General features: G+C 41.0%; 8 protein-coding genes. 7 read left to right on the top strand and 1 reads right to left on the bottom strand.

Annotated elements, in window-relative coordinates; genetic code table 11:
• Window positions 1-141: 141 nt before the first annotated feature.
• The 6 genes from OQ289_RS01305 (at window position 142) to OQ289_RS01330 (ending at window position 10,805) form a co-directional block, all read left to right on the top strand.
• A complete protein-coding gene (locus OQ289_RS01305; RefSeq protein WP_270089068.1) occupies window positions 142-3,441 on the top strand; it encodes a TonB-dependent receptor in 3,300 nt (1,099 codons plus the stop codon).
• A gap of 10 nt (window positions 3,442-3,451) precedes the next feature.
• Window positions 3,452-5,239 carry a RagB/SusD family nutrient uptake outer membrane protein gene (locus tag OQ289_RS01310; protein WP_270089069.1) on the top strand — a complete coding sequence of 596 codons (1,788 nt, stop codon included), beginning with the start codon at window positions 3,452-3,454 and terminating at the stop codon, window positions 5,237-5,239.
• Between the two features lie 137 nt (window positions 5,240-5,376).
• On the top strand, window positions 5,377-6,498 hold the full coding sequence (locus OQ289_RS01315; RefSeq protein WP_270089070.1) for a SusE domain-containing protein: 1,122 nt from the start codon (window positions 5,377-5,379) through the stop codon (window positions 6,496-6,498).
• 30 nt (window positions 6,499-6,528) lie between these two features.
• Window positions 6,529-7,680, top strand: coding sequence for a glycoside hydrolase family 76 protein (locus OQ289_RS01320; RefSeq protein ID WP_270089071.1), 1,152 nt, complete (start codon window positions 6,529-6,531; stop codon window positions 7,678-7,680).
• 14 nt (window positions 7,681-7,694) lie between these two features.
• Entirely contained in the window at window positions 7,695-8,831 is a 1,137-nt protein-coding gene (locus tag OQ289_RS01325; RefSeq protein WP_270089072.1) for a glycoside hydrolase family 88/105 protein, read from the top strand.
• 18 nt (window positions 8,832-8,849) lie between these two features.
• Window positions 8,850-10,805, top strand: a complete 1,956-nt coding sequence (locus OQ289_RS01330) for a glycoside hydrolase family 97 protein (protein ID WP_270089073.1) — start codon at window positions 8,850-8,852, stop codon at window positions 10,803-10,805.
• 269 nt (window positions 10,806-11,074) lie between these two features.
• Here OQ289_RS01330 and OQ289_RS01335 read toward each other — a convergent pair whose 3' ends face one another.
• Window positions 11,075-11,596 carry a hypothetical protein gene (locus tag OQ289_RS01335; protein ID WP_270089074.1) on the bottom strand — a complete coding sequence of 174 codons (522 nt, stop codon included), beginning with the start codon at window positions 11,594-11,596 and terminating at the stop codon, window positions 11,075-11,077.
• 120 nt (window positions 11,597-11,716) lie between these two features.
• Between OQ289_RS01335 and OQ289_RS01340 the strand changes: the two genes are divergently transcribed.
• Window positions 11,717-12,757, top strand: coding sequence for a DUF1735 and LamG domain-containing protein (locus OQ289_RS01340; RefSeq protein ID WP_270090888.1), 1,041 nt, complete (start codon window positions 11,717-11,719; stop codon window positions 12,755-12,757).
• The last annotated feature ends 12 nt before the right edge of the window (window positions 12,758-12,769 follow it).

Genomic DNA, 12,769 nt, shown 5'->3' on the forward strand with positions numbered 1-12,769 from the left:
TTACCAAATGGTAAAATCAGGTTCTTTATCCTAAGAGTTTTTATTTCGTAATTCTTACAAACCTAATCTATGCAAATATACAATTTTTTCCTGAGTCGAAGATTCAGGAGACCAGACCATTTATACCCCAAATTAATTAGAATGAAGCTTTTGGCAATTATGCTATTTGCTTTTGTAATGCAATTAGAAGCAAGCACAAGAGCGCAGACCGTCACTATTGTTTCGAAAAAGACAACCATAAAGCAGGTTTTTTTGGAAATCAAAAAGCAGACCGGTTATGATTTTTTTTATGCAAATGAGGATATTGCCCATGCCGGTAGTTTTTCCGTGAGCATAAAGAATAGACCTTTAGTCGATGCTTTGAATAGCATTTTGACGACAAATGGGTTAAGATTTGACGTAAACAACAAATCTATCTTTGTAGAAAAAGATAAGCGGGCGATTAAAGCCGAAGCATCAGTTGACAAAATACAACAGGAATTGATTACCGGGACAGTGCTTGATTCCTTAGGCAATACCTTGTCAGGGGTGACCATCGTTATCGTTGGCAAGAGTGGAGAGGGAACCAAGACAGATGCAAAGGGGCATTTTGAATTGAAGGCTCCACTAGGTAGCAAATTACTCTTTTCCTACGTCGGATACAATAGTCAAGAACTTACCGTTGCCAATTATTCTCCTTTGCGTATTGTCTTGTCACCCATTCAAGAAGCTCTGGATGAGGTTGTCGTTGTGGGATTTGGCACCCAGCGCAAAATACAGACCTTAGGATCCCAATCTACTTTGAGTGTCGCAGATTTGAAGCAGCCTGTAGCCAATATTACCACGGTATTGGCGGGACGTATATCTGGACTTGTAGGCGTTCAGCGTAGTGGCGAACCAGGTTTGGATGGAGCACAGTTATGGGTTAGAGGTGTTAACACACTAAACTCTGGCTTAGCACATCCTCTGGTGATAGTAGACGGTGTAGAACGTGATTTTAATAATTTAGATCCGAATGATATAGAAAGCTTTACTATACTAAAAGACGCTTCTTCGACCTCCGTATATGGGGTAAGAGGTGCTAATGGCGTTATCTTGATTACCACAAAGAAAGGAATGGTGGGTGATACAAAAATCAATGTAGAATACCTGCAGGGGGTGACCCAATTTACACAGGTACCACAGCAAGCGGATGGAGTCACTTATATGCAGATGGCCAACGAGGCTTTAGTTACACGCGGCCAATCACCTTTATATACAGAGGAAGCTATTCGAAAAACCTATACCCAAGAGGACCCTTACTTATTTCCGAATGTCAACTGGATGAATGAAATTTTTAATGACTTTGGAAAGAATCGCAAAGCTAATTTAAACATCCGAGGTGGATCCGATAAAATGCAGTATTATGTATCGGCAGGTCTTTACGGTGAAACTGGGCTTTTTAAAACGGATGATTTACAAAAATATAATGCTAAGATAAGCTTTGACCGTTATAATTTTAGCTCAAGTTTAAATATCAAAGCAACCAAGACAACGGATATAGATTTAGGGGTAAAAGGATATATTACCAACGGTAATTATCCAGGTACTGGAACGGCAGATTTATTTAGATCCACATTTGATACTTACCCCATTATTTATCCAGTGAAATATCCAAATGGGCAAGAGCCTTATGTATCGACTGGTGGAGGAATGGCCAACCCCTATTATTTATTGACAAATAGAGGGTATGTAACTACTTATGAGAATCAGTTAATGTCTGATATTCATGTTAAGCAAAAGTTGGATTTTCTAACAGAAGGCCTTTCTGCACGCGTCCTTTATTCTTTTGATGCTAGAAATACCAATCGCTTACTTCGGAAAAAGAGCCCAAGTACGTATTATGCTACAGGAAGAGATGAAAATGGGGAGCTGGTCTATCAATTGACAAGCGAAGGAAAGGACTTTTTGAGTTTCGATCGGGAAAACACCGGCCGTCGTCAGTTCTATCTGGAATCATCTTTAAACTATTCCCGGAATTTTGGAGAGCATAGTATTACAGGCCTATTTTTATTTAATCAGTCCGATCGAATCAGTGCGAATGCTACTGACTTAATTGGCTCCTTGCCTTATAGAAGTAGAGGTATAGTAGGGCGTGGTAGTTATTCCTATGCAGACCGTTATTTAGCAGAGGTGAGTTTTGGCTATAATGGTGCGGAAAATTTTGCACCAGAGTTTCGCTATGGTCTATTCCCTTCGTATGCCGTTGGCTGGGTCCCCTCAAATGAGCGCTTTTGGCAAGGCTTAGATTCGTACGTTCAAAAATTAAAAGTTAGGGGATCTTATGGTAAAGTCGGGAGTTCAACAATTGAAGGACGTCGTTTTGCCTATATTGAAGTCATTGGTGGTGTTGGAGGTTATTTTTATGGTAGAGAACGAGATAATAATATTGGTGGTTTAGATATTACTGAGTATGCTTCCAATGCATCTTGGGAAATAGAAACCAATTGGAATCTTGGTTTAGAACTTGGTTTATTAAAGAATTCCTTACAAATCGACTTGGATTATTTTAATAGAGATCGTGAAAATATCTTTTTAAATAGAGCATCCGTGCCCGAATCTGCAGGATTCAGAAGTAATCTGCTAGGCAATCTCGGAGAGACCAATGCAAGGGGACTAGATGCCAGTATGAATTATAATACACAATTTGGAGCGTTTTCGACCATGATTCGTGGCACATTTACCTATAGCAAAAACAAGGTCATCGAAAATGATCAGCCTATACAACCATATCCACACATGGAGCGGAGAGGGCATGCTATTGGTCAACGTTTTGGGTACATAGTAGATGGTTTTTATACCCAGCAGGAAATCGATGATCCGAGTGTCGCGAGGACTGTCGGGGTGGTACAGGCAGGAGATTTGAAATTCAAAGATTTAAATGAGGATGGCCTTATTGACGGAATGGATTATGCTGCGATTGGTAAGAGTGATATCCCTCAAATCGTATATGGTTTTGGAACGACCATTGGTTATAAAGGCTTTTCCTTGGGTGCCTTTTTTCAAGGAGTAGGTCGTACGGATTTTTACATGTCTAATCGTTTTATGCCTTTTTTGGAGGGTACGGCGCGAGGTGGACTTTATGAGAATATAACCGATAGATGGACAGAAGATAATCCCAGACAAGACGCCTTTTATCCCCGGCTATCCCACGGTAATTTGAATCAAAATTATTCATCAACCAATAGCCATTGGTTGATGGATGGTAGCTTTTTGCGATTAAAGACCTTAGACTTTGGCTATACGATTCCACCCAGTATATTCCAAAAATATGGAGTAAGCAATATGCGTGTTTATTTTGTCGGTTACAATCTTTGGACAATAAGCTCATTTAAAATGTACGATCCTGAATTAGGTAATGGGGATGGACTTAAGTATCCAAACATTAAGACGTTTAGTATGGGGTTAAACCTAACTTTTTAAACAAAAGAATATGAAAAGAATACTATTTATACAGCTGTGTATTTTACTGTTGGCAGCCACCTCTTGTACCAAAGGGTTCTTTGATCAGGTACCTGATGATCGTTTAACACTAGAACAGACATTTTTGAATCGAGCGACTACAGAGCAATACCTCGCGGGGGTATATGGTTACATTCGCAGGGAGGTCGATCATAATGGGGCGAACACCCCTTGGGAAGGTCTTTCGGATGATATGGATGTCACTTATAATGACTATCCAACCTATGCGATGAATTTGGGGAATTGGGACATTAATCGAGGAGACTATAATTTTTGGGGGCATTATTATCAAGGCATTCGCTCTGCGGCCGTTTTTTTGAAGTATGTCGATTTAAACAAGGATATGACTGCAGATGAGATTACCAAATACAAGGCCGAGGCTCGAGTATTACGAGCGTGGTTTTATTTCTGTTTGATGCGTCAATATGGCCCTGTCATTATCATGCCTGATGAACCTATGCAGCCTGATGCGACCATAGACCAATTGAGTATGCCTCGAAACAGCTACGATGAATGCGTTGCCTATGTGGCACAACAGATAGACCAAGCGCTGCCTGATTTGCCAGCTCAGGCTTCGAATGTGCGTGACTGGGGACGTATCAATAAAGGAATGGCCATAGGAATGAAATCCAGATTGCTATTATATGCTGCAAGTCCACTATTTAATGGAAATGCGGCCTATGCCAATTTTAAGAATTTGGATGGAAAGCTATTGATTAACCAGCAATATGATCAAAATAAATGGAAGATTGCCGCAGATGCAGCAAAAGAATTGATTGACTTAGGCTTATATTCCCTATATGTCAAAAAAGATGGGCAAGGTAAAGTAGATGCCTATGCTTCGCTAAAAGGCATGTTTTTAAATGATTGGAACAGTGAAGTGATTTTGGCTAATGGTAGACATACGGATATGCAACCTATAGACCGTAGCGGCACACCACGTTCCTTGGGTGGATGGTCATCATGGGGCCCTACACAAATGCTCGTGGATGAGTTTTTTATGGCGAATGGTAGAGCAATTACAGATCCCCAGTCGGGCTATACGGAAACGGGCTTTACGAATCAAGAGACATCTTATTTTGCGGCAGGAACGTATAATATGTATGTAGGACGTGAGCCTAGGTTTTATGTGGCGATTTCCTTTGATCAAAGTAAGTGGATCAATTCTGATAAGAATCCGAAGCCCTTAGTTATTGAGCACTATAGTGGTGGAAATAGTGGTTTGGGGACCAGTCGCAACTATTCGAGAACGGGCTATGTGAATCGTAAATTGGTACACCCCAATACCACCTTGAATCCCGATAGATTTGCAATCCGTATGGAGGTTCTAATTCGCTATGGGGAGATTTTATTGAATTATGTTGAAGCGTTGAATGAATATGATCCCGGTAATCCGGATATCTTGAAGTACCTGAACATGATTCGTGAGCGAGCAGGTATTAATCTATATGGCACTGCCGTAAGCGAAATCGCTCCCCCCGCTAGTCAGGAACTCATGCGGGCCGCTATCCGAAAAGAAAGGCGTGTGGAACTAGCATTTGAAAACTTTAGGTTCTTTGATACCAGAAGATGGAAGATTGCAGAGCAAGTGGAGGGTGGAGCTTTCTGGGGAATGAATGTAGAAGGTAGAAATAAAACAGAATTTGCACAAAGAAAAGTTTTTGAAACCAGGGTGTGGAGAGATCGTCAGTATTTATGGAATATCACACAATCTGAATTAAATCGTAACAAAAACTTGGTCGGAAACCCAGGCTGGTAAAGGTATTGAACGCTGTTGGAGGATTCGTTCGGCAGAAGTTCGTATTTAGTACAGTAAAATTAAAACCATAAATGGTTGAGGTTCTTTATGTCCTTTTTTTAGATGACCGAGCATTTATGGCGTAAAATTATAAAGAGATGAAACATATATATATCCTATTATTAGCTTTACTTTTTATGACAAATAGTTGTAAAGAGGAAGTCGTAAATCACATGACTACACTCTCTGATGTGATTTTGTTAGCGCCTGAGAGTGATACCTTTATCGATATAGATCCCAAGAGTAATGCTGTTGTCAGGCTGCATTGGCAAAAATCTATTGTAGCGGACGGGACCTTAGCATTCTATTCTATCTTGTTTGACAAAGAGTCTGGTGATTTTTCAAACCCTGTTCGTATACTGAAACCACTCAAGCAAGGTGTCGAACAAGAGTTTATACTATCACATCAAGAGCTCAACCGTATCGCATCGGATGCGGGCATTCCAGAGTTGGGTGCTGGGAAGTTAAAGTGGACAGTGCAAGCATCAAATGGTGTTAATCAATCGCCAAAGGGAGCTTCGTTCATCTTGCAGGTCAAACGGCCTTCCGGATTTGCACGTAATCCCGAACAGTTGTTTTTATCCGGTACGGGAACGGAAGCCGGAGCTAATCTCCAGAATGGTATACCCCTGCGAAAAATAAGTGACGGCATATTTGAGGTGTACACTTCTCTAGATCAAGGGTCATTGGTTTTTCACGATGGTCAAAATGCCCAGGCGGTGACCTATATCATGGATGGAAACGCTATTAAAGCAGGTGAAAAAGGAGTAAGTCCCGTGAGCAAGACGACTGTCCTTAAACTGCAGTTAAACTTTAATCAATCTGTCACTCAATTGACTGAAATTCTAGAAGTTGGTGTGTGGTTTTCTGGCTTCAATAGGGTGACGCACGGTTTAGCGTATGAAAGTAAAGGTGTCTGGGCTCTTCGCAATGCTGAAATTGCTTTCTCTCAGCAAAGTTGGGGTAAAGATGAGCGCTACAAATTTCGACTACGCGAAAAGGGACAAGATAATGTTGTCAAAACATACTATTTAGGAAGTTCAAAAAAAGACAATTCTAAGCCCAGCTCATCTACAGAAGCATCCTATTTCTACTTATTCCCTGTGGAAAATAGCCAGTGGGATTACACCTATAAATTTATGAGAGAAAGTGGCAATGCTGATATTCTACTTGATTTTAATGCGTCCGCGAATTCAACACATAAAGTCGAATACCGTTAAAATTAACCATCGTTATAATCAAAAATTATTATGAATAATACTATAAAATATAGTTGGTGCTTACTTGTTTTTTTAATGGTAAGCTCTTGTAAACAATCAAATCATGATTACGGTATAAAAGATGAATCCGCATCGATTCCCGAGACTTTGGTATGGAATGATTTAGCTGAGAGAAGTCAGCTATCACTGTTCAAGGAGTTTTGGTCCCAGGATTTGTATTTCAATCAAAACAATGATGGGCACAAGGGTTTCAATTATTGGTGGAATGCACACGGAGTTGATTTGCTGGTCGACGGATATCTGCGTACCAAGGATCCCATGTATATCAAGAATTTGGATCTTTTGTTAAGTGGCGTGTACAAGAAAAATGGGAATACGATGTGGAATACCTTTTATGACGATATGGAATGGATGGGTATTGCCGCATTAAATGCGTATGGGGCTACGGGTGATGTCAGGTATAAAGACCTAGCTGTGCAGCTCTGGAACTGGATTAAAGTGGGCTGGAGTGATGTGAAGGGTGGAGGCATTGCTTGGGCCTCTGGATCTAAGGATTCCAAGAATGCCTGTTCAAATGCGCCTGCGATTATCCTGGTTGCTCGTTTATATCAACTGGATAAAAATCCAGAGTACCTAGAATGGACTCATCGTATTTATAATTGGATGGAAAAATACCTGATTGACAATTCAAGAGGTGTTGTTTGGGATGCCTATGGCAATTTTAATGAGGACAATTTGTATACCTATAATCAAGGAACTTTTATTGGAGCAGCCCTTGAATTATATAAAATAACCAAAGATGTCAAATACAAAAATACAGCCATACGTACCGCCAATTATGTAATTAATGATAGGATAAAATTTTCTGTAGATGGCGTGCTCAAAGAAATGGGAGGGGGGACAGGTGACGGTGGACTTTTTAAAGGAATTTTTATCCGTTATTTTACCGATCTCATTATATATGGTGATTTGGATATCTATACCAAAAGGGTATATATCGACTACCTCAAAACGAATGGTGCGAGCTTGTGGACCAAGGGCACCATGCTGCCTGACGTGCTGTTTAGTCCGCATTGGCGTGAAAAGCCAAAGAATAGAGTTACGGATTCCTCGGTACATATGAGTGGTGCCATGCTCTTTGAAATGTTGGATTTGTTAGATAGAAAAGAATTGTTGAATTGATAAATCCAGTAAAAATGTTTCAAAAAAAGAAGAGCGTCTACATCGTCATTTTGCTATTGTGTATAGTATCTGTGCGCAGCACATTTGGACAGCATAAATATTTACAGAAGTGGCCGAAAGGCAAATCTCCAGAAGAGATTGGCTTACTCGTGGCTGGGCGGTTTGTCCAATCGGCTCATCCCAATTGGGGCAATCCTGGTCCAGCAAACGAGATAACCTATCCCGAGACGTGCGCATGGTATGGCGCACTGTTGTTTGCAGGTCGAATCCAACATGACATCCTACTAAAGGCGCTACAAGGGCGATATGAGATATTGCAGGCTACCGAAAGAAAGCTCATTCCCAAAGCAGATCATGTCGATCATACCGTATTTGGCAGCATCCCTTTAGAATTGTATATGCTAACCAAGGACAATAAGTACTTGAAACAAGGTATTCGCTATGCCGATCAACAATGGCAGTTGCCCGACAAGGCCACAACCGCTGAAAAAGATTGGCATGATAAGGGATTCTCCTGGCAGACTAGATTATGGATAGACGATATGTTCATGATTTCCACTATCCAAGCGCAGGCCTACCGCGCTACCGGCGATGTAAGCTATATCAATAGAGCTGCACGTGAGATGGTGATGTATCTCTCCCAATTACAACGCAGTAACGGCCTGTTCTACCATGCCGATGACGTTCCTATTTTTTGGGGACGTGGTAATGGTTGGTATGCAGCAGGAATGGCCGAGCTACTTCGTTCACTTCCCCTAGAAAATCCCTATAGGGCGGAGATTTTGGCCGGTTATCAAAAGATGATGCTGACGCTGTTGGACTATCAGGATACTACAGGTATGTGGAAGCAAATCATAGATGATCCGACCGCTTGGAATGAAAGTTCAGGTACGGCAATGTTTACATATGCAATGACTTTGGGTGTTAAAAACGGTTGGCTAGAAGAGCGAAAATTTGGCCCTGTAGTGCGCAAATCTTGGTTGGCCCTAACGGAGTATATCGATACCCTAGGAGATGTAAGTGAAGTTTGTGAAGGGACCAACAAAAAGAATGATAAACAATACTACCTAGATAGAAGACGCTTGAAGGGAGATATGCATGGTCAAGCCCCAATATTGTGGACTGCATTTGCCTTATTGCAGAATAATTAATTGCTAAAATTTACATACATGAAGAAACGACTTTTTGTCTTGTTTTTGCTCACTTTTCCATTCGTGCTGCTACAGGCCCGAGAATTGGAATTGAAATCGCCAAATGGTTATTTGGTAGCCAAAATATCCATTGATAAATCCATTCATTATACACTATATCATCAAGGGCAACTTCTGTTAGATTCCGTCCATTTGGGTATGCAAATAGCCGATAGAATATGGGGGGATACACCCCTTCTGAATAAACATCAGTATACACAATCAAATACCGATATTTTTCCGGTTGTACCCTTGAAGTTTTCAAAAGTTCAAAATCAATACAACGCGTTGAATCTAACCTTTAAAGGTGGTTTTTCCTTAGAATTTAGACTCTTTGATGATGGTCTTGCCCATCGTTTTAAGACAGATTTGAAACAGGAGCTATATATTCAAAACGAAATTTTTAGCCTTTCCCTACCCACCAGTTATGAGCTGCATGGACAACAAGTCGGCGGCTTTAAGACAGCTTATGAAGAACCTTACACTCATTTTTCCAGTGCAGAGTGGAAACCTCAGGATAAAAAAATCGTATTACCTGTACTTTTATCTGGGAAGGAACAGCTTCGGTTGTTCATTTCGGAGGCTAATTTGGAGCAGTATCCAGCGATGTTCTTACAGTCCGGAGGTTCGAATAAGATTCGGGCTGTTTTCCCCAAAGTGCCACTCGATTTTGGTTACGATGGTGACCGAAGTGTAAAGATCTTAAAAGAAGCAGACTATATCGCCAAGACCGCTGGTCAACGTGACTTCCCTTGGCGTTTTGTGGTGGTATCTACCTCGGACAGGTCATTGCTGGAAAATACGATGGCCGTCAAATTGGGCGCTAAATCCGCCATCCTTGATCCGAGTTGGATCAAGCCGGGACAGGTGAGTTGGGAATGGTGGCATGACGCCTCTCCTTACGGCGAAGATGTAGATTTTGTCGCAGGATATAATGTCGCTACATATAAATATTATATTGATTTTGCGTCAAAGTATGGTATCCCCTACATCATTATGGATGAAGGATGGGCAAAGACGACCACAGATCCATTTACCCCCAATCCTGAGGTAGATGTGCATGAGTTGATCCGTTATGGGAAGGAGAAAAATGTGGGGGTAGTGCTTTGGCTGACTTGGTTAGCGGTAGAGAATAATTTTGATGTCTTTAAGACTTTTCAGGAATGGGGAGTAAAAGGGATTAAAATTGATTTTATGGATCGAAGCGATCAGTGGATGGTAGATTTTTATGAACGTGTAGCTATTGAAGCTTCCAAGAATAAGTTATTTGTAGATTTTCACGGTTCATTTAAGCCTGCGGGTTTGGAGTTAAAATACCCCAATGTACTATCCTATGAAGGTGTTCGCGGTATGGAACAAATGGGAGGCGCATTTCCGAATAACAGTCTTTATCTTCCTTTTATTCGAAATGTTGTCGGACCAATGGATTATACACCGGGTGCCATGTTAAGCATGCAGCCGGAGGTTTATCGATCCGAAAGACCTAATTCGGCGAGTATAGGGACAAGAGCTTATCAAATGGCGTTATTTATAGCCTTTGAGAGTGGTTTGCAGATGCTGGCCGATAATCCGTCTTTATACTATCGCAATCCAGATTGTACTGCGTTTATCACCAAAGTTCCGACAACTTGGGACGAGACACGTGCTATCGAGGCCGAAGCAGGGAAATATTTGGTTGTAGCCAAGCGCAAGGGAGATAAATGGTATATAGCTGCTATTGCAAATAATGATCAAAAATGGCGGGAATTTAAGATTTCGTTGGATTTTTTGAACAGCCATCAAACATATCGAATGGAGGCTTTCTCCGACGGAATCAATGCACCTCGACAAGCGATGGACTATAGACGTACCGAACAATCTGTTACGGCCAATGAAGAGCTGAATATCAAGATTGCTCGCAATGGTGGCTGGGTTGCAGTTATTGAGCCCAAGTAAGGTATAGCTTATCATCGAGCCTGTCTCTGACATGTATGTCGGAGACAGGCTCGATTTTATTGCTGTTGATTCTCTTCACTGTATCGCCAATAATTAAGTTGCCCCTCGCCGTTTACCAATCACGATTTACTCCTTACTTGTCAGGATTTACGGCTTCATTTACCACTATTCCTTATCCATTTCGTATAGTCGCAATATTTTCTTGCCTTCCTCTGTGTATGGGTATCTCCATCCCTCCAGATGTAGACCGGAGTTGCCCTTACGAATTTTTAAAGGATTACTACTGTTTTGTAAAACTCTTCAAATTTTGGTAGGTTGATATTGAACGTTCCCGGGGTTGCCGTGAAAGTGATGATATAACCTGTTCCATTTTTAAAGATAAAATACTGTTGCGATACATACGATAGGTTTTTCATAAACGTGTTGGTAATATAAGCCGTGTGATCAACAGAATCTACCTTTACCTGATTCAATATGGTGGCGATGTTTTTAACTCTATTGAACTCCGCTTTTACTAAATCGTCAACGCTTTTTATCCTGCCATGTTTAATAGCTGTGATAGAAACCGCATTTTCGACTTCATGTTTATCCATTTCGGTATACACCTTTGGCAGTCCCCATCCAACCATCGTATAATTGAGCGTATCACCTCCAACTTCCTGATGCAATTTCCAATCAGCGGGAATGGATGCCCGAAATTTAAACCTTTTATTCTCAAAGGTGGTTTGGCTTAGTGCGGCACTACATACTGCTACAAACAGGAATATAGTGATAAGTAGTTTTGCTTTCATTGTCATTAGGTGTCATATGTTTCTAAATATACTAGTTTAATCCATTGTTCCATAGGGTTTTAAGCTAATTTTAGCCTGTAAATAAAATATTTTTTATCCACATTCCCAGAAACCGTCTATATTAGACGTTCGACCAATAGTTCTGAAAGGGCGGAGACGATAACGATGAATAATGGAGCGGATATTAAAATACTGGTGAGACTGGCAAAAAAAGTAAGCGAAGATGTAGAAGTAGAAGTGAAGCTGACCCCTTCCTTATTGGATAACTACAATAAGGAAAACAGTTCAGAGTATCTGCCAGTACCCAACTTTTCTTTACCTGGACAGGCCAAAGTCTTGATTCCTGCGGGAGAAATAAGTGCAATTTATACGATTCGAGTCGAAGATTTTGAAACCAATGGAAATAGATATGCGTTGGGTGTCGAATTAGGAGGAGTACTGAAAGGGAATATAGAACGTGCAGATTCTCAATCTCGATTTATATATCTACTGGCTAAGCCTTTGCATGTGTCTGTCCCTGAGATGTCCGGTTCCAATAGTCAGGTAAATGCACTTCCGACGGATAAATGGGGAATCAATACAAACCAATGGAGCTTGGAATGTTGGACCAAAATGTCTGCATACAGTATCAATAATCAAGCAATATTCAATACGGGAAGTAGTGACCATGAGATTTATATCCGATTTGGAGATGCCAATAGGCCGTATAATTACCTGCAGATTAAGACACTTGGGGGACAGATTCAGACCGCTTCCAATCTGGAGGCTAATAAATGGTATCACTGGGCGTTTGTGTATGATGGCAATACGTTGAGCATATACCGCGACGGTGAGTTAGATGTGAAATTCCAACCCCCAGCACCCAATGGCGGCAGTGTCAGATTTGATCAGTTCCAAATGGTATCCAGTGGCGGAACTTACTTCAGAGACAGGTGCCAGATGGGACAAGTGAGACTTTGGAAGAAAGCCATCACCCAGACCCAAATCAAGAACAATATGTATTTTGCCATCAATCCGAAAAATACCGATTTGATCGGATATTGGCCTATGGATGAAGGGTCGGGGGATACCTTTAAAGATATCACCGGCAATGGACACGATGCTGTTGCGGGAGCCGGAATATTAAGAAGTTGGATCTCCAATGTAGATTTTAAAAATTAAATAGAAAAAGTA

Source organism: Sphingobacterium sp. SYP-B4668 (genome assembly GCF_027627455.1).
GTDB lineage: Bacteria > Bacteroidota > Bacteroidia > Sphingobacteriales > Sphingobacteriaceae > Sphingobacterium.

What these genes read in the sequence shown, in the direction of transcription:
- OQ289_RS01305 (WP_270089068.1), top strand. Translation starts at nt 142, where the DNA reads ATGAAGCTTTTGGCAATTATGCTATTTGCTTTTGTAATGCAATTAGAA.
- OQ289_RS01310 (WP_270089069.1), top strand. Translation starts at nt 3,452, where the DNA reads ATGAAAAGAATACTATTTATACAGCTGTGTATTTTACTGTTGGCAGCC.
- OQ289_RS01315 (WP_270089070.1), top strand. Translation starts at nt 5,377, where the DNA reads ATGAAACATATATATATCCTATTATTAGCTTTACTTTTTATGACAAAT.
- OQ289_RS01320 (WP_270089071.1), top strand. Translation starts at nt 6,529, where the DNA reads ATGAATAATACTATAAAATATAGTTGGTGCTTACTTGTTTTTTTAATG.
- OQ289_RS01325 (WP_270089072.1), top strand. Translation starts at nt 7,695, where the DNA reads ATGTTTCAAAAAAAGAAGAGCGTCTACATCGTCATTTTGCTATTGTGT.
- OQ289_RS01330 (WP_270089073.1), top strand. Translation starts at nt 8,850, where the DNA reads ATGAAGAAACGACTTTTTGTCTTGTTTTTGCTCACTTTTCCATTCGTG.
- OQ289_RS01335 (WP_270089074.1), bottom strand. Translation starts at nt 11,596, where the DNA reads ATGAAAGCAAAACTACTTATCACTATATTCCTGTTTGTAGCAGTATGT.